25 protein-coding genes are annotated in these 26561 nt (G+C 64.1%); 7 read left to right on the top strand and 18 right to left on the bottom strand.

Features of this window, described 5'->3' with window-relative positions; genetic code table 11:
* Window positions 1-184 precede the first annotated feature (184 nt).
* From VGH98_04625 to VGH98_04640, 4 genes are all read right to left on the bottom strand, one after another.
* Entirely contained in the window at window positions 185-3538 is a 3354-nt protein-coding gene (locus tag VGH98_04625; GenBank protein HEY2375237.1) for a PDZ domain-containing protein, read from the bottom strand.
* 66 nt (window positions 3539-3604) lie between these two features.
* Window positions 3605-3994, bottom strand: coding sequence for a DUF1801 domain-containing protein (locus VGH98_04630; protein ID HEY2375238.1), 390 nt, complete (start codon window positions 3992-3994; stop codon window positions 3605-3607).
* 83 nt (window positions 3995-4077) lie between these two features.
* Entirely contained in the window at window positions 4078-6759 is a 2682-nt protein-coding gene (locus VGH98_04635; GenBank protein ID HEY2375239.1) for an ABC transporter permease, read from the bottom strand.
* Window positions 6760-6775: 16 nt separating this feature from the next.
* Complete coding sequence (locus VGH98_04640) at window positions 6776-7114, bottom strand: PadR family transcriptional regulator (GenBank protein ID HEY2375240.1); 339 nt, start codon at window positions 7112-7114, stop codon at window positions 6776-6778.
* 193 nt (window positions 7115-7307) lie between these two features.
* Between VGH98_04640 and VGH98_04645 the strand changes: the two genes are divergently transcribed.
* The gene (locus tag VGH98_04645) at window positions 7308-8081 is read left to right on the top strand and encodes an alpha/beta hydrolase (GenBank protein HEY2375241.1); all 774 of its coding nucleotides are present in this window, start codon (window positions 7308-7310) and stop codon (window positions 8079-8081) included.
* The gene (locus VGH98_04650) at window positions 8078-8797 is read left to right on the top strand and encodes a leucine-rich repeat domain-containing protein (GenBank protein HEY2375242.1); all 720 of its coding nucleotides are present in this window, start codon (window positions 8078-8080) and stop codon (window positions 8795-8797) included. Before VGH98_04645 ends, VGH98_04650 begins: the two co-directional genes overlap by 4 nt.
* Before the next feature lie 17 nt (window positions 8798-8814).
* On the opposite strand, the gene VGH98_04655 is transcribed toward VGH98_04650, so the two are convergent.
* Window positions 8815-9891, bottom strand: a complete 1077-nt coding sequence (locus tag VGH98_04655) for a serine hydrolase domain-containing protein (GenBank protein HEY2375243.1) — start codon at window positions 9889-9891, stop codon at window positions 8815-8817.
* A gap of 56 nt (window positions 9892-9947) precedes the next feature.
* Here VGH98_04655 and VGH98_04660 point away from each other — a divergent pair, with 56 nt between their 5' ends.
* The gene (locus tag VGH98_04660; protein HEY2375244.1) at window positions 9948-10505 is read left to right on the top strand and encodes a DinB family protein; all 558 of its coding nucleotides are present in this window, start codon (window positions 9948-9950) and stop codon (window positions 10503-10505) included.
* Here the strand turns inward: VGH98_04660 and VGH98_04665 are convergent, their stop codons facing one another.
* Window positions 10506-11192, bottom strand: coding sequence for a VIT family protein (locus VGH98_04665; protein ID HEY2375245.1), 687 nt, complete (start codon window positions 11190-11192; stop codon window positions 10506-10508).
* 90 nt (window positions 11193-11282) lie between these two features.
* Between VGH98_04665 and VGH98_04670 the strand changes: the two genes are divergently transcribed.
* Complete coding sequence (locus tag VGH98_04670) at window positions 11283-12287, top strand: VOC family protein (GenBank protein ID HEY2375246.1); 1005 nt, start codon at window positions 11283-11285, stop codon at window positions 12285-12287.
* 187 nt (window positions 12288-12474) lie between these two features.
* Here VGH98_04670 and VGH98_04675 read toward each other — a convergent pair whose 3' ends face one another.
* The 9 genes from VGH98_04675 to VGH98_04715 form a co-directional block, all read right to left on the bottom strand.
* Window positions 12475-13077 carry an AAA family ATPase gene (locus tag VGH98_04675; GenBank protein HEY2375247.1) on the bottom strand — a complete coding sequence of 201 codons (603 nt, stop codon included), beginning with the start codon at window positions 13075-13077 and terminating at the stop codon, window positions 12475-12477.
* Between the two features lie 22 nt (window positions 13078-13099).
* Window positions 13100-13552 (bottom strand): hypothetical protein, encoded by a 453-nt coding sequence (locus tag VGH98_04680; protein HEY2375248.1) that lies wholly within the window; start codon window positions 13550-13552, stop codon window positions 13100-13102.
* Window positions 13549-14214 (bottom strand): hypothetical protein, encoded by a 666-nt coding sequence (locus tag VGH98_04685; protein ID HEY2375249.1) that lies wholly within the window; start codon window positions 14212-14214, stop codon window positions 13549-13551. Before VGH98_04685 ends, VGH98_04680 begins: the two co-directional genes overlap by 4 nt.
* Window positions 14215-14717: 503 nt before the next feature.
* A complete protein-coding gene (locus VGH98_04690) occupies window positions 14718-15122 on the bottom strand; it encodes a YciI family protein (protein HEY2375250.1) in 405 nt (134 codons plus the stop codon).
* Window positions 15123-15203: 81 nt separating this feature from the next.
* Window positions 15204-17777 (bottom strand): DUF5916 domain-containing protein, encoded by a 2574-nt coding sequence (locus VGH98_04695; protein ID HEY2375251.1) that lies wholly within the window; start codon window positions 17775-17777, stop codon window positions 15204-15206.
* Window positions 17778-17899: 122 nt separating this feature from the next.
* Complete coding sequence (locus VGH98_04700; GenBank protein HEY2375252.1) at window positions 17900-18610, bottom strand: class I SAM-dependent methyltransferase; 711 nt, start codon at window positions 18608-18610, stop codon at window positions 17900-17902.
* 5 nt (window positions 18611-18615) lie between these two features.
* Window positions 18616-19281 (bottom strand): ligase-associated DNA damage response endonuclease PdeM, encoded by a 666-nt coding sequence (pdeM, locus tag VGH98_04705; GenBank protein HEY2375253.1) that lies wholly within the window; start codon window positions 19279-19281, stop codon window positions 18616-18618.
* Entirely contained in the window at window positions 19278-21710 is a 2433-nt protein-coding gene (locus VGH98_04710; GenBank protein ID HEY2375254.1) for a ligase-associated DNA damage response DEXH box helicase, read from the bottom strand. Before VGH98_04710 ends, pdeM begins: the two co-directional genes overlap by 4 nt.
* A 24-nt stretch (window positions 21711-21734) precedes the next feature.
* Complete coding sequence (locus VGH98_04715) at window positions 21735-22154, bottom strand: VOC family protein (protein HEY2375255.1); 420 nt, start codon at window positions 22152-22154, stop codon at window positions 21735-21737.
* A 159-nt stretch (window positions 22155-22313) separates the two neighbouring features.
* On the opposite strand from VGH98_04715, the gene VGH98_04720 reads away from it, so the two are divergent.
* Window positions 22314-23051 carry a hypothetical protein gene (locus VGH98_04720; GenBank protein ID HEY2375256.1) on the top strand — a complete coding sequence of 246 codons (738 nt, stop codon included), beginning with the start codon at window positions 22314-22316 and terminating at the stop codon, window positions 23049-23051.
* A 383-nt stretch (window positions 23052-23434) separates the two neighbouring features.
* Window positions 23435-23746: a hypothetical protein gene (locus VGH98_04725; GenBank protein HEY2375257.1), complete on the top strand. Its 312-nt coding sequence runs from the start codon at window positions 23435-23437 to the stop codon at window positions 23744-23746.
* Window positions 23747-23770: 24 nt separating this feature from the next.
* On the opposite strand, the gene VGH98_04730 is transcribed toward VGH98_04725, so the two are convergent.
* Genes VGH98_04730 through VGH98_04740 form a run of 3 tightly spaced genes read right to left on the bottom strand, consistent with a single transcriptional unit; the run spans window position 23771 to window position 25824 of the window.
* The gene (locus VGH98_04730) at window positions 23771-24055 is read right to left on the bottom strand and encodes a DUF2164 domain-containing protein (protein ID HEY2375258.1); all 285 of its coding nucleotides are present in this window, start codon (window positions 24053-24055) and stop codon (window positions 23771-23773) included.
* Window positions 24052-25419: a S41 family peptidase gene (locus tag VGH98_04735; protein HEY2375259.1), complete on the bottom strand. Its 1368-nt coding sequence runs from the start codon at window positions 25417-25419 to the stop codon at window positions 24052-24054. Before VGH98_04735 ends, VGH98_04730 begins: the two co-directional genes overlap by 4 nt.
* Before the next feature lie 9 nt (window positions 25420-25428).
* Window positions 25429-25824, bottom strand: coding sequence for a hypothetical protein (locus VGH98_04740; protein HEY2375260.1), 396 nt, complete (start codon window positions 25822-25824; stop codon window positions 25429-25431).
* 144 nt (window positions 25825-25968) lie between these two features.
* Between VGH98_04740 and VGH98_04745 the strand changes: the two genes are divergently transcribed.
* Window positions 25969-26367, top strand: coding sequence for a DoxX family protein (locus VGH98_04745; GenBank protein ID HEY2375261.1), 399 nt, complete (start codon window positions 25969-25971; stop codon window positions 26365-26367).
* The last annotated feature ends 194 nt before the right edge of the window (window positions 26368-26561 follow it).

Genomic DNA, 26561 nt, shown 5'->3' on the forward strand with positions numbered 1-26561 from the left:
CGCAATCAACTGGTCGCAGAGAATCCGTTGGCATCGAGTCACGTCGTGCGGAGTCGCCCGATGCCGAAGGCCTTTGACTCATCGTCGGCCGAAAGGGAGTGGTCATCAGCAGCGCGAGCACTATGCTCGCGCTGCCGATGAGAGTTTTCTCCTTTCCGATCACGGAACGACGGACCGTACGTGTCTATGGCACTACCGTCGTTCGCTTCCCCCACGTCGGCGGCGGCGGCTCCTTCGTCAGGCGTGCGACCGGGTGCTCCTGGAGCATCTTCATCGCCTGAGCGACCGCCCGTTCGAGCTGCGGGTCATGTCCGGCGATCACGTCCTTCGGCCAGTTCTCGACGTCGATGTCCGGCGACGTTCCAACATTCTCAACCGCCCAGTGGCCTTCCTTGTCGAAGAAGCCGCCGCGCGGCGCGATCATCGACCCGCCATCCACGAATGCCGGCGTGTCCCACGTGCCGACGAGACCGCCCCACGTCCGCTTCCCAACGAGCGGCCCGATGTGACGGTGCTGGAACATGTAGGGCATGAGATCGCCGCCCGATCCCGCCATTTCGTTGATGATCATCACCTTCGGTCCCCAGATCCCCGCCGCAGGACTCGTGAAGGGATACCGATCACCAACCGGATTGTTGAAGTACCCGTCGAAGTCGCGGCCGAGGATGTCGATGATGTAGTCCGCGGCCGAGCCGCCGCCGTTATAGCGCTCGTCCAGAATCGCGCCCTTCTTCTCCTGTTGAGCGAAGTAGTAACGATTGAAGCTCGCGTAGCCGGGCTGCGCCGTGTTCGGGAGGTAGACGTACGCCAGCTGCCCATGAGAAAGCGAGTCGACGACGTGCCGGTTGTGCTCGATCCACGCGCGCGAGCGGAGGCCGCTCTCGTTCGCGACAGGCACCACAATCACCCGGCGAGCGCCCTCCGTCGTCGGCTTGGAGTTGACCGCGAGCACCGTCTGCTTGTTCGCCGTGCCGTCGAGGAGGCGATTGATGTTGTCCGGCGCGCGCAGCTCCTGACCGCCAATCGCGACGATGTAATCACCGACGTGAACGTCGATGCCCGGTCCCGCCAACGGCGCGCGGAGCTCGGGATTCCAGCTCTCGGCGTCATAGATTTTAGTAATCTTATAACGGCCGTTGTCGATCGTGAAATCGGCGCCGAGCTGGCCAACGACGCTCTGCGGCACTTCCGGCATGTCCCCGCCGCGCACGAACGAGTGCCCGATCGCGATCTCGGCGCCCATCATGTCGAGCAGGTAGTTCAGGTCCTCTCGGTGGTTCACGTAGGGCAGCAGCTGACCGTACATCTGTTTCATCCGCGGCCAATCGCTGCCGTGCATGTTCGGCACGTAGAGATAGTCGCGCTGATTGCGCCATCCCTCGTCGAACATCTGCTTGAATTCGGCCTTCGGGTCGATGTAAGCCCGTAATTGTATAGGAAGGTGACCCTGGCCAGCGGTTGGGATCATCCGGTCCGCGTCGACGAGGTAGAGCCCGCCCTGCTGACCCGCCGTGCGGTACAGCAGCTTGTGGCCGTCGGCGCTGACGACGTACTGCGCCGCCCCCGTGACAAAGGGCGCCGCCTTACGATCCTTGAGTTGATAGCGATGGATCGTTCCGGACGGTCCGCCGAAGAAGCCACCGCCCGGCGGTTCCTGCGTTCCGGTCGCCGGAATCGGCTCGACAAAGAACACCGTGCCCGACGGTCCGGCGCGCAGCTGGGTGTAATTCCGCTGGGCGACGCCGGGGATCGCGATGATTCGCTGCTGCAATCCGTCGAAATCAATTCTCACCGAAGCGACGCGCGGTGCGCGATCGGCGCGCGATGCGCCCGTGTCACCTCGCGTACCGAACGCGGAGCTGTCCGGACGCGCCGGGCGCTGTGCGCGGACCGTGTCACCGGCGAGCGTCGCGATCTCTTCGTCGCTCTCCGGAAGTACCGGTGACGGATCGCTCTTCCGCAGCACCGCGAGGTAGAGCGCGCGCGTCTGCGGCCGGTCGTACGACGACATGTCGAGCCACGCGGAGTTGAGCGCGAAGTTCGTGGACGCGAGGAACCAGAGGTATTTGCCGCTCGCATCCCAGGCCGCCCAATTAGCGTCTGCTAAACCGTCGGTTACCTGCTTCGTCTCACCCGTGTTCACGTTGTACGTGAAGATCGCGCGGTACATCGACGGCAATCGCTTCGCGTACGCGAGCCACTGGCCATCGGGCGACCAGACGGGATTGAGCGACCGCTCGGGAATCATGAACTCGTCGTTGCCGATCGCTTTCGCCTGTCCGGAGGCGACGTCGAGCACCCAGACTCTGAGTTTAGTATCCGTATAAACAATGTGCTTGTCGTCGGGCGACCAGGACGGCGTATAGAAGTGGCTCGGCTCCGGCAGCGTGATCTCGCGCGGCGGCGTGACGCCGTCCTGGCTCTCGATGTAGAGCTTGTACTCGCCGCTCTTGTCGCTGAAGTACGAGACGGATCGACCGTCCGGCGACCACGCGGGATCGCGCTCCGCAGACGAGCTCGACTTCGTCAGATCGCGCGCGTCACCCTTCTCGGCCGGGATCGTGAAGATCTCGCCACGCGCCTCGACCGCGGCGCGCTTGCCAGTCGGAGAGAGCGCCAACGCCGTCACGCGGTTCGACACGTCCTTCCACTGCGGCATCATCCACGGGAAGTCGCCCGCGGCGGTGATGTTTACGATATGCTCACGATCGGTCTTGGGGTCGAGCAGGTGGACGTAGCCGGCCTGCTCGAAGACGACCGCGTCAGACGTTGCGTCGAGCGTCTTGACGTCGAAGTCGGTGAAGTGCGTTGCTTCGTTGAGCTTCTTCGCCTTCGTGTCATACGACCAGACGTTCGAGACACCGTCGCGATCGGAGAGGAAGTACACGACGTCGCCGACCCAGGCCGGATCCATTTCTTTTGAATCTGTCCACGGCGGCGTCTCTATGTTGTCAGTCGCGAAATCGAGGATCCAGATGGGCCGGTTCTGGCCGCCGCGGTAGTTCCGGCGTTCCTCGTCCCATGAGTTGTTCATGCGATACGCGAGGCGCTTGCCGTCGGGCGAGATTTTGCCCTGGTACGCGCGCGGCATCGCCAGCGGCTGCTCGATGCCGCCGGTCACCGGAATCTCATAGAAGCGCGGTACTGGCTGCGGCGCGTCACCGCCGCGCGCGGACTCGAAGAGGATGCTCTTGCCGTCGGGCGTCCAGCCCTGCACTTCGTCCGCCGCGGGGTGCCACGTTAGGCGCTTAGGTTCTCCGCCGACCGACGGCACGACATAGACGTCGACGTTGCCGCCGTACATCGCGCTGAAGGCGACCTGAGAACCGTCGGGAGAGAGCTTCGGATTCTCCGTGAGCCCCTGAAAGCTCGTGATCCGGCGCGCGACGCCGCCGCTGCTTTCGACGATCCAGACATTGTTGGCGTACGCGAAGACGATCTGGTTGCCGCTGATCGACGGCGAGCGGAGCATGCGCGTCTGCGCCGGCAGGACCGCGGGCGCGACGAGGGCGAGTGTAGCGAGGACTAGGCGTCTCATAGCTGTTGGCATGGGAGTCACAAGAATGGCCACCGTGCAACGCCTCGTCCAGTGAACGGCGATCTATTAGGCGCGTTTGGGGCGCGGCTTCCCTCGCTTCGGCGCCGTTTGCTCGGCGATACGGCTCTTCACGAGCTTTCGAACGAGTGTTGCCGGCAGTGGCCGCGACGGCGAGAAGCGGATCGTGCCCTTGCTCGTTTCGTAGTCGCCGAGCTCGGCTGCGTGTTCCTTGATCGGCGCCGCCCCCGGAAAGAAGGAGACGTGATTGGTCGCCGCGCCGAACCAGACGAGCACCTTGCCGTCGAGGCGAAAGGCCGGGATCTGGTAGCTGATGCACTCCTCCGCCCTGGGCGCCGCTGCCTTGATCGCGCGCCGCAACTTCTGAAGCGCCGCACGCTTGTCGCCCGTTAGGCGTGCGAGATAATCGTCGATTGATGCTGGCTTGGTGCGCTTCATTGTTCCCATTGCATCAAGGTGCGTGTCCGTGTTTAAAGCAATTGATCGTCGCGCCGAATGGAGGCCAGCGACGGTCCCGGCGGCTAATCAGCGCGAAGTGCCGTTAAGGGATCGACGCTGACCGCTCGTCGCACAGGCACGAGCGTCGCCACAATCGCCACAACGATCAGGCTCGTCGTCGCCACGACGAGTGCGGACACGCTGAACGCCGTGACGCCATAGAGCTGCGTGGCGACGGCACGACCCGCGAGCATCGACAAAGGGATGCCGGCAGTGATCCCCGCGCCAACGACACCGAGCGATTGACGAAGCACGAGACCAACCACACTACCCGACCGGGCGCCGAGCGCGATGCGGATGCCGATCTCCGTCGTGCGCTCCGTGACCTGATAGAGCATCACGCCATACAGTCCGACGGCGACGAGACTCATCGCGATGATACCGAACAGCATCGCGAGGCCGGCGGAGACTCGCTCGCGGGAGAGCGCGTCGTCGATCGACGACGACAAGAGCGATGGATCACCCTGCGCGATTCCAGGAGCGACGGCGGCGATCGCACGTGACATCGCCGGTCCCACGGATGAAGCGCTGGCCGATGGGCGAACGACGAGCTCGAGAAATGGCCATCGCTCGTCGCTCAGCGGAACGAAGTACATCGGCTCCGCCGCGGCCCGTAGATCCGTAAACTTGGCGCTCGCGACGACGCCGACGATGCGATTCTCCGTGACGAGGGTGTCGCCGGCATCGCTATCCTCGAAGAGCTGCCCGACGGGATCGCGCTGCGGAAAGAAGCGGCGGACGAATCGATCGTTGACGACGACGTCGCGCAGCCGTGGCGCCGGCCCGAGCACTGGCGGCCCGACATCTCGGCCGGCCAGCAGGGAAATGCCTAACGCCGTGAAGTAGCCTGGACTGATCGCCGTGAACCACGTGTCGACATCGCTCGCGCCACTCTGTCCCCGAACGCTGACGTTATCGCTCACGCTACGGCCGCCGTAGACGGGCACGAGAGTGCCGAATGCCGCCGACTCCACACCCGGGATCGCCCGCACGCGACGCAACATCTCGTCGGCCATTCGTGCCGTCATACCCTCGCGCGCGTAGGCGGTGTGTCGCGTCTCGACGGCCAGGGCCAGCCGTTCGCGCGGGTCGAATCCGAGGTCGGTGCGTTGAAGGTTCTGGAGTGTCTGCACGAGCAGCGTCGCGCCAGTGACGAGGAGCAACGCGAGCGCTGCCTGGAGCGCGACGAGACCGCGATCGAGCGCGCCATGGCGTGTCCTCGTGCGACGGCCGCCCTGCTTGAGTGGAGTGACCAGATCACCTCGCATCACACGCACTGACGGCACGACGCCGAAGATGAGACCGGAGACGACGCTCACGATTGCCGCGAACGCGATGACGCTGCCGTTGGGCGCATGTGATGTCGAGAAGAGATCGGCGAGATCGCCGATGCCGACGCGCACGAGTACTGTCGTGCCCCAGTACGCGAACGCCACGCCGAGGAGGGCGCCGCCGAGCGACAATTGCAGGCTCTCGATGGCCAGCTGCATAACGAGTCGTGCGCGCGAGCCGCCGAGCGCGAGGCGGAGGGCGAGCTCGCCGGCGCGCGCACTGTTGCGTGCGAGGAGAAGGTTGGCGACGTTGGCGCACGCAGCGAGGAGCAGAATGCCGACGCCGGCCATGAGCGCGAAGAGAATCCGTCCGTATTGGCCGCGCAGGTCGAGCTTTGGGTGCGGAACGCCGCGACTGACATCGACGAGCGCGAGTTGCGACGACACGCTCCGCTGTCCCCTCGGCGCGGCGACGAGCTGTCCGTCCGCACAGCAGCGATTCCACAGCGCGGCGAGGTCAATTCGGGCTCCGTCGATGGACTGCGAGCCGCGCCTCCGGCCAACGATCGTGACGCCGATGCGGCGCGGATCGTTAGGCCCGATGACGCCGAGTGCGATCGCCGCGCGATACGGGACGATCAGCTCGGCGAGGGCAGGGAAGCGAAGGCTCGCGAAACCCGCCGGTGCTATCCCGACGACGGTGAAGGGCTGCCCATCGATCTTCACGATGCGGCCAAGCGCCGATGGGTCGGCGTTCATGCGGCGCCGCCAGAAACGATCGGTGACGACCACAATCGGTGCGGCGTCGGCATCGTCCCGTGCGGAAAGAAGCCGGCCCCGCTGTGGGCGAATGCCGAGGAGGTTGAAGTAGCGTCCATTGACGGCGTCGAGGGACGTGTTGATCGTGACACCGTCGATCTCGAGCGTCCCGGACGACGACGCGAACATCGTCAGCGGCAGAGGGCCGGCGACGAGGGCATCGAATTCATCGCGAGAGAACCGATCGTCGGTTCCCTTGGCGCCGAGGTCGCGTCGCAGCTCGACGAGCTCCGCGGCGCGCGGGATCGGCAGGCGTGCGAGGAGGAGGGCATGGATGAGCCCGAAGATCGCCGTGTTCGCGCCGATGCCTAATGCGAGCGAGACGATCGCGACGAGCGCGAAGGATGGCGAGCGTCGCAAGCCGCGCCACGCGTAGCGCCAATCCTGCAGGAGCGCGTCGAGCGTTGGCGAGAGCCAGACGCCACGCGCCTCCTCGCGCATGTAGGTCTCGTTCCCCATCGTCGAGCGCGCCGTCCATGCGGCGTCGTTAGGCGTCAGGCCGCGTCGTTCGAGCTCGTTGGCGAGGAGCTCGCGATGGAGTGTGAGCTCCTCGCGCAGGTCCTTCTCTCGCGAGCGAAAGCGGAGCCAATAGGCGAGCCGGCGAGTCCAACGCACCAGAACCTCCGAGTTCTCAGGCGAAGCGCAGCACGGCGTTGATCGCGCCGGTGATCTTCTCGTACTCCTCCTGCTCGACCGCGAGCTGCTTCCGACCCGCGGGCGTCAGCGTGTAGAAGCGCGCGCGCCGGTTGTTCTCGGACGCGCCCCACTCGCCGCGGATGTAGCCGTCGAGCAGCAGACGCTGGAGTGCCGGATAGAGCGAGCTCTCGCCAACCAGGAGGACCTCGCGCGAGACGTCGCGCAGTCGTTGCGCGATACCGTAGCCATGCATCGGCGCACGCTGGAGCGCGCGGAGAATGAGGAGGTCGAGCGTGCCCGGCAGCAGCTCGCTGCTCTTGTCAGGTCTCCCCATGGTCACGGTGGTCTGGAGGTTTGGCAGATCTCGACGCGGCGATCGTAGTCTGGAATCTTCCCATCGATAGACGACGGGAACATTCTCGGTTTACGGTCGGCCTGTCAAGCCCCCATCGATAGACGTGGGGAGAGGAGGGGAGGGAACGCGCGAATGGCTATACTTATGCGTTCCCGCGATATCGGACGAGAGAATGCACGCTGACATCAATGGCGTAAAGCTGTATTACGAGACACATGGCCCGAACGGCAATCGGCCGCCGCTCGTGCTGCTCCATGGCGGCGTGGGCGGCATCGAGATGTTCGGACCGAACCTGCCCGCGCTCGCGCAGAAACACCACGTGATTGCGATCGATCTCGAGTCACATGGCCGAAGCGGCGACGTAGATCGGCCTCTTCGTTATGAAACGATGGCCGACGGCGTCGCCGCGCTCGTGCGACAGCTCGGCTTCGCTCGGGCCGACGTCATCGGCTATTCGTTAGGCGGCGGCGTCGCCCAGCAGACGGCCTTTCGCCATCCAGAGCTGGTCCGAAAGCTCATCGTGATCTCGAGCCCCTTCCGGCGCGACGCGTTCTATCCGGAGATCCTCGCCATCTTCGATCAGATGAACGGCTCCTTCGGGGCCGGCATGAAGCAGTCACCCTTGTCCAAGCTGTATCCGGAGGTGAACTGGGAGCGGCTCTTCACCAAGCTCGGCGACCTCCAGCGGCAGAACTTCGATTGGTCGCGCGACGTCGCGAAGCTCCGCGCACAAACGATGCTCATCTTCGCCGATGCCGACACCTATCGCCCCGAGCATATCGCGGAGTTCTACAAGCTCCTCGGCGGCGGGCAGCGCGACGCAGGCATGGACGGCTCGCTCCGGCCGGAGCACCAGCTCGCGATCATCCCGAACACGACGCATTACAGCTTGCTCGCGACGCCGGCGGCTGCTGCGCTCATCGAGCCGTTCATCAACGCCTCGTGAGCGAGCGGTACGACGTTTCCAACCGTGGGCTCACCGCGCTCCCCGACGAGATTCGTGAACTGAGCGAGTTGCGCGAGCTCTACATCTACGACAACAAGCTCGATACGCTCCCGGACTGGATCGGCGAGCTACGCGAGCTGCGCGTTCTCGATGCAAACCGCAATCGTTTCTCCTCACTCCCCGATTCGATCGGCACGCTCCCGAATCTTTATTATTTGTATATCGCCGATCAGCAGCAGCTCGGCACGCTGCCGGAGTCGATCGGCGGATTATCGTCGCTTGCCTATCTCAACGCGAGTCACGACGCGCTGACGACGATCCCCGCAGCGCTCGGCGCGATCGCGACGCTCGTCGAGCTGCGCCTGGACGACAACACACTCCGCGAGATCCCCGCCGGGCTGCGCCGGCTGCGCAAGCTGCGCGAGCTGCACCTAACGAGCAACCAGATCGCCGAGCTCCCCGAATGGATCGGTGAGGTGACGTCGCTCCGGCGACTGGCGCTGCGGAACAACAAGTTGCGTTCGCTGCCCGAGTCGATCGGCGCGCTCGTGAACCTGCGCGATCTCGACCTGCGCGGCAACGATCTGCGCACGCTCCCCGACTCGATCGGGGAATTATCGTCGCTCGAGCGACTCGACCTGAGATGGAACGCGATCGCGGGCGCGCCCTCGTGGCTCACGACCCTGCACGCGCGAGGTTGCACGGTGTGGCGATAAGGATGACAGTCCAGCCCCTATCCCCTGGCCCCTCTCGTTGAACATCGCTCGGCGCCGCGCGCGATGACCGCTGCTCTCGGTTGGCCGATGGCGTCGAGACCCGAATTCGACAGCACGACGATCGTGATGCCGTTCTCGAGGATCCGCACCGTGCTGCTCTGACCGACGCGCACGTCGTAGCCGGACTGCCATACCTCGCGTCGGCGGCGACCCTGCATGTACACGCGCGCACCGTACGAGTAATAGATGTCGTCGTTGCCTTCGTGGCGGACGAACACCTTGCCTCGTTCGAGCGCCTCGCGTGAGGCTGCCGAGAGAATGCGTCCGGTGCGCAGCACATGCGACCATCGGAGCAGGTCGGCGGCGGTGCTGACGAGTCCCGTCGCACCGCGATCCGCCCAATCGACTGGCGTCACGCCGGCGACGCACGGCGGCGGCGTGTCGGGATCCGCGGAGGGCGCGAGCTTCACGTTAGGCGCCACACGTCCGCAGAATCCAGTATGCGATAGACCCGCCGGAATCAGCAACGCGCGTTCGACGAATGCCTCGTACGGCCTCCCGCTCACAACCTCGATGATCGCCGCGAGGACATTGTAGTCCTCGTCTTCGTAGTGATACGCCGTGCCCGGCGCGTGGTCGAGCGGCTCGGAGAGAATGGCTTGCATCGCCTCGCCTCGGTCGCCGATGCCATTGGCGACGCCAGACGCGGCGATACCGGACGTGTGTGTGAGTAATTGCTCGACCGTGATCGTCCGCGCGCGTCGCGGCGCCGATCGGAAGAAACGGTAGATCGAATCGGACAGCGCGAGCTTGCCCTCGTCGACGAGACGCAGCACGGCCGCGGCCGTGAACTGCTTCGTCGTCGACGCGATCCAGAAGGCGTTGTCCCGAGCGACGTGTCCGTAGGCGCGATTCAGCAGAACCTTCCCGGATCGGTCGATGAGCACGACGCCCGACAACCCCCCTGAGTCCGCCTCGCGTCGAAGCCATCGGTCGATCGCTGTGGGATCGATCGTACATTGCTGCGCGGCATCGGAAGTGCCAGACGCGAGCCCGAATGCAATCAGGGCGGTGAGCGCGAGAAGGCGAGTCACAATGTTCTGAGACACTCCCAGATGATCGATGGATTGTTGGAGGCAGTTTACGGATTATGAGACTTCGACAGCGAGACCTCTATCAACAGCTGCGCGAGAAGGAAGCAGCCGCCCGCGACCGCATCGCCAGTATGGTTCGGCCGCTCGACCGCGAGAAGCTGAACGAACATCCCGAGCCGAATGGCTGGAGCGTTGGCCAAGTGCTCGAGCATCTCTGTTTGGCCGACGAGCTCTACGCCCCTCGGCTTACCAAATTGCTGGCGAGCTCTCCACCTGACGCCGGGGCGGCCGCGCGCGAGTGGAAATCGTCGCTCATAGGCGGATGGATTGCCTCCAGCCTCGAGAATCCGAAGCCGATCAAGCGCGGGCCGCCCGCCTTCCGGCCCGGCCCCACACCGCGCAACGGCGTCGTCCAGGCCTTCATCGATGGCGAGACGCGGTTCCTGCGGGCGGCGGACGATGCCCTCTCGTACGACTGGAAGGCCCTGCGCATCAAATCACCGGCGCTCCCCAACTGGGCGCCGTCGATGAACCTCGGCGACGGCTTTCGTATTCACGTCGTCCACATCACGCGGCACGCGAGCCAGATCGAGCGGTTGATTCAGAAACTCTAATCAAACGGACGCTCCGAACAGACGCCCGACGAGCGCCGACACGCCCATCGCGAGCGCTCCCCAGAAGGCAACGCGAATCGCGCCGCGGGCGACGCCTGCTCCGCCGACCCTCGCCGCGAGTGCGCCGAGGACGGCCAGCAGGACGAGAGCGCTTGCGGTGACGAGTCGAGCCACGAGCGGCGCCGGCGAGAATGCCGCGACCAGAACCGGAAGCAATGCGCCCGACGCGAATGTCACCGCCGAGGTGAACGCCGCCTGGAGCGGCCGCGCGGCGGTCACCTCGGACAGTCCGAGCTCGTCGCGGGCGTGGGCAGCAAGTGCGTCGCGCTCCATCAGTTGGGTTGCGACCTGCTTTGCCAACTCGGGCGTCAGACCGCGGCCAACATAGATCCCGGCCAGCTCGGCATGCTCGGCTGCCGGGTCGGCCGCAAGCTCGGCCCGCTCCCGTGAAAGATCGGCATTCTCGGTGTCGGCCTGGGAGCTCACGGACACGTATTCACCTGCCGCCATCGACATTGCGCCCGCGACGAGCCCCGCGATCCCGGCGACCAGGATTCCGCTACTGCCCGTACCTGCCGCCGCGACACCGACGACGAGACTCGCCGTCGAGATGAGACCGTCGTTGGCGCCCAGCACGGCAGCGCGAAGCCAGCCAATGTGGGCGGTGCGGTGTCGTTCGACGTGCATTGACACTCTCGTTTGGTGAAGGTTCACTTAAGGGCGCGTTCTCGTGTTTAGTGATGTCCTACCTCTCCCTCCCTCGGAAGGCCCCCGACAATGCACGGTCAATTCGTGTGGTACGAGCTTACGACGCCCGATACCGACGCTGCGCGAAAGTTCTATCCAGCGATCGCCGGGTGGGGAACGCAGCAGTTCGACAAGGATTACGCGATGTGGACGAACGGAGGCGTTCCGTTCGCGGGACTCTTCCGGCTCGGTCCCGACATGCGTGAGCAGGGCGTGCCGCCCAACTGGATGCCGTACGTCGAGAGCAACAACGTCGACGAAACCGCGCGCCTGGCGACGTCGCTCGGTGGGAAGGTCGTGCATGGTCCGGAAGACATACCGAACACGGGCCGCTTCGCGGTGGTGCAGGATCCGCAGGGTGCGACCTTCGGCGTGTACAAGTCGACGCGTCCATCGCAGTCCTGGAATGGGACGCCTGCGCTCGGCCGCTTCTCCTGGCACGAGTTGATGACGACGGATTACCAACGCGCATTCGAGTTTTATAAGAAACTGTTTGGGTGGGAGAAGACGGGTGAGATGGACATGGGCGGCGGCCAGATGTACGCGATGTACGGCAAGGGTGGGAAGCCGTACGGCGGCATGTTCAACCGCCATGGAGACATGATGAGCATGCCGCCCTTCTGGCTGTGTTACATCTATGTGAAAGATGTGAAGAAGGCGGTTGATGCGGCGGTGAAGGGAGGCGCGAAGGTGCAGCGTCCGCCGATGGAGATTCCTGGCGGCGGGACGATCGCGATTCTCGGCGACCCACAGGGCGCGGCCTTCGCGTTGCACGCCGATACGTCCGCAGCGACGGCGAAGCCGGCCGCGACGAAGACTGCGACCAAGACTGCGGCGAAGCCGGCCGCGAAGAAGGCATCGAAGAAGACAGTCGCGAAGCGCCCGAAGGCGAAGAAGGCTGCGGCCAAGAAGCGCTCGGCCGGGAAGAAAAGGCCGGCGGCGAAGAAGCGATCAGGAGCCAAGAAGCGCCCAGCGGCTAAGAAGCGTCCCGTGGCCAAGAAGCGCTCGGCGGCGAAGAAGAGACGTCGTCGTTAGGCGTTCTGTCCGCCCCTATTAGCTTCGTTGCGGCGGTAGAGATCTACTGTTGAAACGCGGACAAGGCCGTCGTGTCCGGCCCTGTCCGCGTTCACGCCTGTTGATCTCTATGCCGCGCTAGCGCCCGCTGGGGTCGGAGAGGCCAAATCCATCCTGACGTGCGTCGAGAATGTGCGTACAGACTCGTCTACGCGGTGTCGATTACCAAGTCAAACGACTCGGGAGGCCGGACCTCAGTAAAGTAGAATGCCTCGGCTCCATCCCATCGGCGATGCCAGGCCTCGAGGAAGTCCTGCTGTTCTCTCGCGGCGAGGCGCTGATGGCGAACCGGCGCCGGCGCGTCGATCAGGACGGCAAGATCGATGAGATCGGCGAGCTCGGGCCGCGCAGAGTACGCACCTTCGAGGATGACGAGGGGCGCCGGCTCGCGGCGCGCCGCCGTCGCGCACATCGGATACGATCCGTCGGGTCGCTCGCCAGCCGCGAAATCGAACGGGTACCACATCCCCGGTCGACCAGCACGCAGGGGTTCGAGCGCTAACTGGCGAAGCCGTTGCCAGTCGAGCGCGTCTCGCGCGCGCTCCGCCGCGGACCGTACGTCCCAATCGGCCGCCGACAGTTTGGCGCTGAAGAAATCGTCCGTCGGGACGATGGTGGCGACGGTATGCGCGGCAAGCTCCCTTGCCAGTGTCGACTTGCCCGAGCCGCTCGGACCATCGAACGCGATCACGATCGGTGTCTTGCAAGCATTGAGCATGTGCCCAACACGTGAGAGCAGCTTGTCGTTCATTGCTCTTGCGGTCGTGACTAAATCAGCGGAGTGGCGCGCAGATCTTGTCGCCGTGGATGATTGGGCCGATGCGCTCGACCAGCAATGCTCCTTCTCCCTGTCGGACAAGAAATTGTTCAGTGTTGCCGGAGCCCACGCGGCAGCGACGGGCACCGCTGCCAATTACCTCAGTCCAGTCCGATACCAGCTGGACGATTACACCCGCGGAGTCTGGTCGCCAGCGGGTGAACTGGAACACGACCGTGTCGTCGCCAGCGGGACGGCGTTCGGAGGCAGGGACTCCAGCGCGCACGAGTGCTGCGCGGAGCTCCGGTGAGAAACTACTAACGGGCGTCCAGAGCCACGTCACCCGCTTGACAGGCAAAGTCGCCGCTCCCCACACAGTGCGTATGATCGCGGCGCTGTCGAGCTGGCCGTGAATACCGCGGAGCGGCAGCCAGGCGAGCATCGCCGCGAAAAAGACTCTTCCCGTCATCGATTGCCGACGAGCTGCGGTCGTCGTTCCGATTGACTCAAGCGATGTCCGCCAACTCCAATGCGGTAGCATCCTTCGGTCGCAATGAGGAATGGCAGAGGACCGAAGACTATGCGTGCCGTGTGAAGGATCATGGCTGGCGGCGCCGGGAAGGTGGCCTCCATCGCGCCGTCGATCAGGAAGTACACTGACGGTAGCACGAAGAGTACGAGCGCAACGAGTCCAAGCCAAACGCTGATCAACGCTAGTGGTAACATTCGAAGACGCTTACTCGTCGCGTGAGACGGAAAGGCGACGACCGTCACGAGGTACATCGGCAAGGCAAGGATCGTCCAGAACACAAAGCCCCAAAGCAGATCGGCGGGAATCCACCGAAGCGGCCAGTACGCCCAACAAGCGGCCAAGGCGAAGAGCACGACCTGAAACCCGAAGCGTCGGAAGACGAACAGGGACGCGAAGATCAGGCAGAGGAGAGAGAGCGACACGGGGGCGAGCGCCTCGAGCATGCCATCGAAATCAGTGATCAGCTCGCGGGTCCACAAAGTGAGAAACGTGAGAAGAGCAACGACGCTCGCGGTATAGACGACACTCAATCGAGCGGCAGCGGCGGCGACGCGGCGAAAGTGCCGGAATTCAACGGCGACACGTGATTCGAGAGACATAACGCGCTCCATCGGAGTCCTTCGACCAACGTATCGCTGATTGGTCGAGCGGGATGTTGTGAGTGCATTACGCTTCGATGAAAGTCACGGACGACATGCCCGTTCGCCATCGAATTGTTTACGAGCGCGTCCGACGCGACCATCCGGAACACGGACGCAATCACCGACACTGAAACGGCGAGGCATGGCTAATCTCGCAGCGGCCACCGGTGGTGTCTCGCGGCGCGCGCTCCGCGTGTGAGTCGCAACGCATGCGCGCAACCGGCATTCGTTCGATGGTACGCATGTCCGGTCGCTGGATGGGCATGCGCTCGACTCGTGTCGTGTCGGGTCGATACACCGGCATGCGATCCGACAGCCAGCACTTCGGCCGCGTGCTCCTGCTCACCGCGATGAAAGCAAGTAAGGGCAAAGCAATTCGCATCGACGCCTCCGCATTCACCAGGAGACGTGTGAGGAGGCGTGACTTGCACAGTCATCAGCGAGAACGGAGCGCTCCGCGCCTAGCCGACCTTACGTCCAGACTCCTCTGCGCGTGGGTACACTCGCCTTCGCACGCCCGCGATATCCCTCACAGGGCGCACCTCGATGCAGCCGATCTTCGACCAGGGGAAGGCGGACGCGATCCTCACGGCCTCATCTATGTTCTCGGCTTCGATGAGGTTGAACCCTCCCAGGACTTCCTTCGCCTCGGCGAACGGCCCGTCGGTGATCGTTAGGCGACCGCCGCGGCTTCGGAGCGACTTGGCTGTGGATGGAGGCTCCAACTGCTGCGACTCGAGGAGTGGTCCCTCCGCTCGCAGCTCATCGGCGTGCGACAGGCAGTTACGCATCATCGAATCGAACTCGCCGGCCGGGAGCGAATCGACCATCGAGTCGTCGACATAGATCAAAAGAAGGAACTGCACGGCATCCTCGCGTCTTGGGCTTGGGTAGCCTATCTCGCGAGTAAGCCGAGAGTCAAGCGTTGTCGCGTGAGGCTCCCGTCCTCACCGATTCAGCCAGTACGCCATCTTCACGAGGAACGTGTTCGTCGGATGAATCCGGAACAGATCGCCGTACTCCGTCATCCACGGCCGGTCCGAGTACGTGTTCGTGTCATCCTCGCGGCCGTGCGTCCAGACCAGGTACAGCGTCGACCCTGGCCGGTACTCCCATCGCAACACCGAGTTGCTGCGGAGTTGAATGGTCCTGAACGCGGTGTCGGTGCCGGCGGGTGGGATGTACGGTTGGAAGCGCGCGTCGTACGACGCCGCGCGAGGGGTGGCGCTCGTTTCTCGGACGTTCGTGTAGACGCCCGTCGCGACGAACGGCTGGCCATAGAACTCGAACGTGAGATCCTTCGTCAACGCATAGTCGACGCGCGTGCTCAGCGACACTTGGTGTTGGTCGAGATGAGCAAACGCATAATGGATGGCGTTCGACGCGTCGCTAAAATTGCCGAACCACTGCGTGTTGTCTTTTCCCCAGAAGATGTTCGGACCGACCGTCGCCTGAAGGCGGGTCGAGAAGCGGAGACTGACATACGGGCTGAGGCTCGTTCCCACGGTGCGGCCTTCGTCACCGAGGTTCATATTCACCCACATCCCGTACGACAACGGCCGGCGACTGTCGCTGTTGAAGCCGCCCCACGGATAGAACGCCCGTGATTGACGCAGCAGCGGCCCACCGCGCGTGCAGCGATCGCAAAAACTGGGTGTCAAGTGTGCGAACGTACTCCCCAGGTGTACGTCCCAGTTGTTGTTGAGGCCCATGTGGCCGTTGAAGTTGAACGCATTCTCGAGCCGGGCGCCCGACGTGTTCCACTGCTCCCAGTGGTTGCCATTGACCTGTGCCCACCGGTAGATGCCATGAGCATTCTGGAAACTCAGCGCTGCCCACGTGCTCCAGTCGAGGATGTCCGCACGCCGCAGATAACCGAGGTCGTTCACCTCGAAGCCCGGTGACATCCGGAGCAGGCTCGACTCGAAGCGCGTGACCCCGCCGCCGTACTTGCCGAACTTGATCTGCTCGCTGTGCCCCGAGAGTGACGTGCGGTTCGGATCCTCGATCGACTTGTCACCCGGCTGCTGGTAGTAGTGCACGGAGGAGCGTTGCGTGCTGTCGATAGCTTCCGCCGACCCCATGACCTGTGAGGCGGCGAACTGTCCCGCGAGCTCGTATTCCTTGTTGTGGAAACGATTGCGGAAGGTTGCGCCTCCGGTGTACGCGCTGCGGTGCATGAACGGCGTCGACCACTGATCGAGCGCGCGGTTGACCGCCGTTCCAATGACACTCACGCCGGCCTCGCCGCCACGCAGATCCTGCTGCGCGCGCACGACCGCGTAGTTCGTTCCAGGCTCGACGGTCTCATTGTCCAGTCCTTCGACGTGTTCCGTTGCCGCGTCGAGAACGCCAAACGAGAGACCATTTGCGGTGCGTCCCGTGAGCTTCGTCGCCGCGGCGATTGGCGTCGCCGTCGGCGTGCTCGCGTCGCCGTAGAGGCCGGTCAACGTCGGCGCGCGACCGATGCGTCGCGAGTAGAACAGACCTTCGTTCGTGCTGCAGTCGACGACGATGTAGCAGTTGAGCTGGAACTGATACAGACCTGTGCCCTCGACGAAGAAGGGTCGCTTCTCGGCGTAGAACGTCTCGAATGCCGAGAGGTTCAACACAGCGGGATCCGCTTCCACCTGGCCGAAATCGGGGTTGACCGTCGCGTCGAGCGTGACGTTCGGGGTGATACCGAATTTGAGATCGCCGCCGGCCGAGAGATCCTGGCCGCGGCCGAACTTGGCGTTAGGCAGAGTCCGCTCGACGTTCTTCGTGACGACGTACGGCGTCAGCTCGAGCCGCTGCGCCGTCGTGATGCCCGTGATACCGTCGAGCCGTCCGAGCTGCGACGCGAGGCCTGTTTTCTCGGGGGAATAAAGCGGCCACGAATCGCGCTCGGCGCGTCGCTCGAGATCACGCCACACACCAAAGCCGAACGTGTGATGTTGCAGGTGCGCGTAGCGGAGCTGCGAGAGCGGAATGCGGAACTCGGCGGTCCAACCTAACGAGTCGACGGCCGTCGCGACGTCCCAGATACCATTCCAGGAGTCATCTTCCTGGTTGTCGTTGCTGACCGCGTAGTCGCGCTTCACGCCGTCGGGGTTGACCGCGAACTCGTAGCCCGACCGTTTATCGCCATACGAGTCGACAATGATCTTGATCTGGTCCGACGGTCCGCGAACGTCGCGCCGCGAGAGCGCGTGCATGATGCTGTCAGGGTGCGGATCGTACATGCGCACGAAGACGTACAGATTGTGTTCGTCGTAGGCGACCTGGAACTCCGTTTTGAACGATGGGTCCACATCGACGTGCGGTGCGAATTGTCGGAACGTCGAGATCCTGGCCGCGCCTTGCCACGCTTCGTCGTCGTTATGCCCATCGAGAACGGGTGCGCGCCGCGTCCGCACCGCGATCGCCGTTATGGCGGCGGTGTGCGGGTCCGGCGCCGAGGCGAGCACGGCTGATGATGTCGCATGCTGCGGCGGCATTGCCAGCAACAGCGCGTTTATCGCGAGGTTCGGGAGGAGCATCGGGTCCACTTGACGTGATGACCCGAGTTGGACAGTGATCAAGCGTGGAGGGTTGGGACCGTGGATGCTCCTTCTCAAGTGGAGCTATCAACGGTCTGAGTGGTCGAAAGACCGCGGCGGCGTCAACCCATCATTCGAGCGAGAAAAAGGCCGCGTCCATCCACCCCGTGAGGATCGTGGGTCGCCAACAGGCCCGCCTGTTGAAAGGAGTCTAAGATTTCCTCGGTGGTGAAGAGCCCCAGCTCGTGCATTTCCGTCACATGCTCGATCCCGCTCGCGCGGCCGATGAGATACTCGAAACGAATACGCGAGAGGCGGCCGTCGACCTCCGTATGCGCCATGCGCGCGACGCGGACGTCGTTCGATTCGGCGGTGTTGATGCTCACGCGGCCGTGCTGCATCACTCCCGGCGCGAACCAGGGCTCGACGAGCACGATGCCGCCCGGCGCCAGATGCGCACGGAACCGCTCGAGCGCACGGCGTACGTTGTCGAGCGTGCGCACATATCCGATCGAGCTGAACAAACACTGAACGACATCGTAGCGCGTGGGCACGGCGAAAGATGTCATATCCCCCTCGTACACATGTCCGCGCGGCAGCTTGGCGCGCGCGATCCGCACGAATGCAGGGTCCAGATCGAGCCCGTCGACCTCGAAACCATGCCGCTCGCTCAGAATGCGAGCATGCTCTGCGGTTCCGCACGCGACGTCGAGCACCGTGCGTGCGCCGGGATGCTCACGCCGAATCAGCGCGGCCAGCGCCACGCACTCGGCGTCATAGTTCTTGAATGTCGAGTAGATGAGATCGTACAGCTCGGCCGATTCGGAGAACATCGTCGTTACTCGACTTTCTCGACGCTCACTTCCACCACCGATTCATCCGCGACGGCGAAGACGCGGTCGTCTTCTGCAGGCTCGATGATGCCCAAACCTGTGAAATCCCCGAAGGCAGGCAACACGATGCCCGCCGCCGTTACCCAGAAGCAGGGAAGGCGCAGGTGTTGACGGCCCGGTCCGCTCAGCCGCACAGCAGGATGCACATGGCCGGCAATGACGTAGCGTGCCTCCATCGCGGTCGGGTGATGCACAAAGGCGAATGGCCCTTCGCGAAGCGGCGCGTCCACGCACCGGATGCCTAACGACTGAGGCGGGTCGCCCGCTGATCGGTCGTGGTTGCCGCGCACGAGCACGACATCGAGTGACCGGTGTGACGTCCGCCACTCGCCGACGACGCGGAGCGTCTCTGCTGCGCGTCCTTCGCGCGCGTGGAGGAGGTCGCCAAGGAAGATGAGCCGCTTCGCGCCGGTGCATTCGAGCGAGCCATCGAGGCGTGCGAGCGTCGCGGACGTCGTACCGCGCGGGACGAAAATCCCGCTGGCACGAAAGGTCGCCGCCTTCCCGACGTGGGCGTCGGCGACGAACAGCGTCGCCGCGGCGGGCCAATACAGTGATCGGTCGGGCATCAACAGCACGTCTTCGCCAGCGAGCGTAATCGTTATGCTCATCCAGCCGCCTTCTCCAGCGCGACCTGCATGCGCTTGATGCGGTCGGCCAACGTCTCCGACGACACGCGCTCGCGCGTGCGATCGACGAGCAGCGGAAAGCCGAGTGGCGTCACGCGCTTGGGCGTCGCGATCACGACGTCGGCGCGCGACAAGCGCTCGAGCGTACGGCCGAGGCGCGAGGACTCGAGCTGGCGCTCGAGCACCTCACGGTGAGCCTGTGAAAGCAGAAGGTTGCCGGGGTCATAACGTTGAAACACGTCGAAGAAAAGGCTCGATGAGGCCTGCAACTGACGCGCGGTCTTGCCGGCGCGCGGCAGTCCAGGGAAGACGAGTCCCGCGACACGCGCAATCTCGCGGAACTGGCGCCGCGCCATCTCGGTCGCGTTGAGAGACGCCGGCACGTCCTCGAGCAGCGACTCGGGCGTGAGCAGGTTGCCCGCGAGCGCTGCCTCGAGCGGCGGCGCATCGACGGAGAGCAGCTCGAAGCCATAGTCGTTCGCGGACATCGTAAAGGTAATCGGCGCGAGACGCGCCAGCCGAAGGGCCATGAGCGCCGCGAGACCCTCGTGTACCAGCCTTCCCTCGAACGGATACCAGAATAAATGGTGGCCTTCGCGCGTCTTGACGTGTTCTATCAATAACTCGTTAGGCTTCGGGATGCGGGACCACCGCTTCTGCACCTCGAACAGCGGGCGGAGCGCGGTCATCTCCGGACCGCGTAACTCGTCGCGCGATGCCTCGCCGAAGCGCTCCCGCAGCATCGCCGCGAGCGAATCCGACATCGGCAAACGGCTCCCCTGCCAACGCGGGATTGCGCCTTTGACGCTTGGTGCGCGACGAACCCACGCCTTCATGTCGCGTACGCGCACGAACTCGAGCGGAGTTCCCGCAAAGACAAATCTGTCTCCCGGTCTGAGCCGCGCGATAAACGATTCCTCGACCGAGCCCAGTGACGCGCCACGGAGATACTGCACGTTGATGTGTCCGTCGGCAACGATGGTGCCGATCGACTGACGATGACGGCGCGCGAGAAAGCTGCTCTCGACCAGCCAGCGGCCGTCGCGCACGGCGACGCGCGCATACTCCGGATACGCGTGCAGCGCATCTCCACCGCTCGAGACGAAATCGAGCACCCAGCGCCACTCGTCGTCCTCGAGCGCGGCGTACGCGTGCGTGCCCTTCACTTCGGCTTTCAGCTCGTCCGGAACGAAGCCGCCGCCTAACGCGACGGTCACGACGTGCTGCGCCAGCACGTCGAGGGGCCGCGCGACGGGAAGCCGCGCCTCGATCGCACCGGCGGCAATTCCGTCGCGCGCAGCGGCGACCTCGACCAGCTCGAGCGCGTTCGTCGGCACGCAGGTAACGCGGCTCGTCGCCCCCGGCCGATGTCCGCTGCGACCCGCGCGCTGCAACAGCCGCGCAATCCCCTTGGGACTCCCGATCTGCAACACGCGATCGACGGGCGAAAAGTCCACGCCGAGGTCGAGGCTCGATGTCGCGACGACGCAGCGCAGCCGTCCAGTGCGCAGCCCCTCTTCGACCCACTCCCGTCGCTTGCGATCGAGTGAGCCGTGATGGAGCGCGATCGTGCCCGCCCAGTCAGGCCGCGCGGCGAGGATCGCCTGGTACCAGATCTCCGTCTGCGAACGCGTATTCGTGAAAACGATCGCACTCGTACCCTCCTCGATCGCCTCGACGACCTGCGGCAGCATTTGTGTGCCGAGGTGGCCTGCCCAGGGAAATCGATCGACGCGCGGGGGAATCAGTGCGTCGACGACGATCTCCTTGGGCTCGACGCCGCGAATGATGCGTCCCACGTTAGGTGGTTGGACGCCTAACAATGCACGAAGCGCGACGTCGAGGTTACCGATCGTCGCCGAGAGCCCCCACGTGCGCGCGCTCGGGCGCAGCGCACGCAACCGTGCAAGGGCGAGCTCTACCTGCACGCCGCGCTTGGTGCCCATCAATTCATGCCATTCGTCGACGACGATGAGTCGCAGCTCGGCGAAAATCTCAGCGACGTCGTCTCGTGTGAGAAAAAGCGTCAGGCTCTCGGGTGTTGTAACGAGGGCTTCGGGGAGCTTGCGTTGCTGGCGCGCGCGCTGGGCGGGGGACGTGTCACCGGTGCGCGTTTCGACTCGCCACGGAATGCCTAACGCCTCGAGTGGCTCGCGGAGCGACTGGGCGGTGTCGGCGGCGAGAGCGCGGAGGGGCGTAATCCATACGACGCGGAGGGCGTGGCGGGCGGACCGCAGAGGGGAAAGCTCCTCGAGCAGAGGGCCCATCCACGCAGCGAGTGTCTTCCCGGTGCCAGTCGCAGCGTGCACGAGTCCACTCTCGCCCGCGAGATAGGCGTCCCAAACCTCGCGCTGGAATTGGAAAGGCGTCCAACCACGCGCAGCGAACCATGCGTCGACGTTCTTTGTCACCCTCTCGCTTCGCTCAGGATGGCCTCACGGACCTGATAAGCCGATCGGCACTCCCCCGGGCGCGCGCACGACGGCGATCGTTACACCCTCCATCACGCGCGTCGGCGGCATGATCTCCTGCGCTCCCTCGCTCAGCGCCTTCTCGAACGCCGCCTGTGCGTCTTCGACGTGCACGACCGGCATGCTTCCCGGCGTCTCCGATGCGTGCGTCTGACGAATGCCGCCGCCGCCTTTGTCAGAGTATGCGAAAAGGTGATAGTCGCCGTTAGGCGACGCCGCGCTGGGCCGGAACGCCCAGCCGAAGACGGCGGCGCACCAGGCCTTCGTCGCGAGGGGATCGTCGCTCGCGAGCTCCGTGTGCGTGATCCAGCCGTAGAGTCCCTTCGTCGGCACGTGCGCCGGCGATTCTGTCGCTGCTGTTTTGGTCGTGCGCTTTCTGGGCATCCTTGATCGTGGCGACACGCCGTTGCGTCCGTCAAGCACCCGCAGCCGTCGCCGCGGCTGCCTCCAAGGTCGCATGGGGTCCGCCGCTCTTGACGACGACCTTTGCGAGTGGGACCTCAGTGGGACGGAGCAATGTGTCGTTTATCCAGAACCATCGCGATGATTGCGACTAGCTTCACGGCTTTGCTGACGGTGAGCGCGACGCTGAGCGCGCAGTCCGACAGCACGAAGCATTGGCGCTTTGGCGTGACGCCGTACCTGTGGCTGGCCGGGCTCGGCGGCAAAGTGGGTATCGGCCCCGTCGCGTCGAACGTCGACCTCGGCCCTGGTGACGTTTTAAATATGCTCAAGTTCGGCATCATGGGCACCGCCGAGGCGCGCAGGGGACGATGGGTGATCTCGGCGGACGGCATCTACGTCAACCTTGGGCAGGGGCAGGTGTTCGCCTTCCGTGGCGACACGGGAAGCCTCGAGCTGAACCAGCACGAGACCATCATTCAGCCTGTCGGCGGTTACACGATTGGCGACGGCGTGTGGGCGGTCGATTTCCTCGGCGGATTCCGCTATTGGAATCTCGGCGCGACGCTCAATGTCGATACCTCGAAGCGACCATCGAACGAGCATTCGGGTGGTCGCTCGTGGGCCGACGCGACGGCTGGGTTCCGTTTTCGCTGGGTGCCGTTGCCTCAGATTCGCTTCGTTGCCGCGGCCGACGGCGGCGGCGGTGGCGCAAAGGACACATGGCAGGCGTACAGCTCCCTCGGCGTCGATCCGTGGAAGCACTGGACGCTCGGGCTTGCCTATCGATGGCTGTCCGTGGATTACGACCGCAGCAATTTCCTGTACGACACGGAGATGAAAGGCTTCATTCTCGGCGCGACGTACCGGTGGCAATAATGGGATCTTCGCGGAATTTCGAGAAAGCGCGCGAGCTTGAGGTTCGAGAGGTGAGTGGTGAGATCCCGCCTACTCCGTGAGATGCGTGAGTGCGACTTCGAAAAGGTGGGATCTCATTACTCACCTCTCGTGTCTGGAGCTCGGCCTCGACGCGACTCGTCCCAAAATTCCGCGAAGAACCACAAGTGAGTTGCCTAACGCCTCTGCACGACCTCGACAACAGCCACGGTCCCCGGCTTCAACTAGATCGTGAGCTCGAGGTGCTTTCCATTCTCGTCGAGCGCCGCGAGAACGAAATCGTGAGACAGCCGAGCTTGACGTGTGCCCCGATCCGCCAAGATTAATCTCTCCGCAGCGAATCATGAACTACTTCGGAGAACCACATGTACGTCATTCGAGAGGTCATGTACTGCAAGCCGGGCAAAGTGCGCGCAATGACCGAGAAGTTCGTCGCGATGTCGAAGCTGAGTGAAAAGGTCGGCATGCCGAGGATGAAGATCATGACCGACTTCTGCGCCGAGCAGTACTGGACGGTCGTTGCCGAGATGGAGGTGGCAGACCTCGGCGAGTTCGAGAAGATGATGGCGAATCCGCAGGGCTCGAAAGACGACCAGAAAAAGTTCGAGGAGGTCATGAAGGGCTATCATGATCTCATCGACCACGGAAAGCGCGAGATCTATAAGATCGCAGGCTGAACGGTTAGGTCTCTGTGACGAGGCTCATTTGCGAGACTTGCCCGGTTTCCAGTAACCGAACTCCGGGACGAAGCAGGCGCCGTCGAGATCGGCGACACGATCGCGAAGGTAGGTCTGGGCGTCGGTAATTGCCGCGTTGTAGATCGACGGTCCGATCTCCTCCATCACGAAATCGAGCAAGAGCTTCGCTTGCAGCTCACCGAGATCTTCATCGCGCTGTTCGGTGAAGTAGCGGCGAATCGAGCCGACCAACTTGTCGACGGTCTCCTCGGGAAGCTCGACGAGCATGCCAGGACGGCTGGGTGTCATCGGCCCCTCGGCTCGCCCAGGACTTCGAGCGCTTTCTCGATTGCGCTGTCTCGGCCGCTCGCGAGGTCGGCCGGTGAGAAGACCGGAACGCGGATCGTCGGCGGAATGCCGGTGCCATCGTAGGTCTTGCCATCGGTGACGAAACGCTCGTTAGGTAGACCGAATCGCCACCCATTGGGTAAACGCCGGCCGAGGACGTCGGAAAACACGCCCTGCGTATTGTCGCCGACGCGGACCACCTTGGGCTGGCGATGGAGCAGCGCCTGCGTGAACGTCTCGGCGGCGCTCACGCTGTGAATCCCGATCAGGTGCACCACGGGTCCACGGAAGCCAGGCCGGTTCGTTGCGCGCACCCAGCTCGCCTGTCCGGGCGTCCATTTCGACGGGTCGTTCGGGTCGAGGCGTGCCTCCTTCGTGTAGGCGACGTAGTCACTCGACGTGAGACGACCCGCGATGGCGAGGCCTAACGGGTCGGCACCGCCGCCATTAAGGCGGACGTCGGTGACGAGCCCTTTCCACGAGCTCGCATCGGCGAAGATCGTGTCGAGTGCTCCTTCGAGAGCAATCAGGCCGCTGTCGAATGACCCATCCGCTGCATAACGACTGAAGCCGCGGATGCGCAGATAGCCGATGTCCTTCGTCAGCATCCCGAACTCGAGCTGCCCCTGACAGAACTTGCGAAGCGGGCCCGTGAGATAGCGCTCGACGGTGGCTAGGAAACGCGGAAATTGATCGCGCGGTGTGACGTCGCTTCCATCCCGAAAGCCGGAGAAGCGGAGCGACGGATCATCCTGCGCGCCGATGTACGTGTGCGCGTCGTGGAGCGGCTCGATCATGCCCTGTAGCACGGCAAAGAGCTCCTTCGGCGGCGTCGAGTCGGTGATCTTGGCGCGATTCGCGGCGACGATCGTTGCCCAATCGACGTGCTTGATGTCGAAGAAGCCGTACTGCTCGGCCCAGGTCCGCGTGAAGACGTCAAAGTTCGACGACGGCGTGTTCGCCGTGGGCTGGTTGCACACCGCCGGCTTCTCGGTCGCGCGACGCAGGATGACGTCGGACGCCGCGCCGTTCAGGTGAAAGCGCATGCCGCCCGTCGTCTTGTCGGGCACGAGGAGGACGGTGACGGGCGCACCATTCAGTCGATAGGCAGCGGAGGCGCCAGCGGGCGCGGTCACCGCGCTCGCGGTGAACGACGGGATACACGAGATGCTCGTGACCTCGAAAGCGCGGAGCGTGTCGCGTGAGGCGTCGAAGAGAAAGCCGTAGCCGTCGGAGAGCCAGAGTTGTTTCTGTGCGTTCGCGACGGAGGGGATCGCGACGATTGCTGCGAAGAGGGCGACGCGGAACGTATGATGTGAGCGCATTGTCAGCGCCTAGACCGCCTCTGGTACCGGCGCAGGCGTTCGATAGGCTCTCTTCAGCCTCAGCGACGCCAGAATGGCGCAGCCGAGCGCCGCCCCGATCGTGCCGACGAGGCCAAATTGGAGAGCGACGCCGAGCACGAAACCGAGCATCGTGGCAAAGGCCGTCTCGATGCTCGCGCGCCACAGCGGCACGCGGCGCATGAACAGCCACGTCATCACCGGAGACGCGAATCCGCCTATAACGAACCCGGTCACCATCGCCGCCTCGAACAAATTCAACAAGCCGCCGACGACGCCAACGCCCGTCAGCGACAGAAATGCCGCCGCGGCGGCCGCGGCGGCGAGCGCGCCGATCAATCCGCCGAGAATGGAGACCAGCGCGGTGATACCAATGATCCGCAGCACAAGCCATGTCCTGAGGTGCCTACCACGGACGTTGGCCGAATTCGCAGGCGCTCGCAAGCGTCACGCACCGGTCTGTCGATTCCCTGACGCCTCGTTCGACGTGAATATGGAGGCACCCAAGCCAACCCCGTTCGGAGACGAACCATGCAATCGGCATCCTTGGTGAATCATTCGACTCGATCGGCGGCGTGGACCGGCCGCGCGCTGAGCACGATCGTCGTCCTCTTCATGGTGTTCGACGGCGTCGTCCACGTGCTGAAGCCAGCGCCAGTGGTGCAGGCCTTTGCTCAACTCGGATTTCCGCTCGGCGCATCGGTCGGATTGGGCATCGTCGAGTTGGTGTGTACGGCGCTCTACGCGATTCCGCGCACCGCGGCACTCGGCGCGGTGTTGCTCACGGCCTACTTCGGCGGCGCCGTCGCGACACAATTGCGCGCGGGATCTGGAGCATTCGAGACGATCTTCCCGGTGATCATCGGCGCCATCATGTGGGCGGGTCTCGCTCTGCGCGACGGACGCGTGCGCGGTTTTATCAACTCCTAGTGGAGCGTGATTGAAATGATGAGAGCAGGCGCCGCGAAGTTCGGGAACGGTTTAGGTCTGCGGGGCCGCTGACACGGATATTGAGAGCACGCCCCTGACTGCTACTGTGGAAGTGTCATCAAACCACAGGTCACAGCCAGGAGCGGCCCTCATGAAAAGGACAGTGAAGAATGTCGGGCTGGATGTGCATCAAG

The organism is Gemmatimonadaceae bacterium (genome assembly GCA_036496605.1).
Lineage (GTDB): Bacteria > Gemmatimonadota > Gemmatimonadetes > Gemmatimonadales > Gemmatimonadaceae > AG2.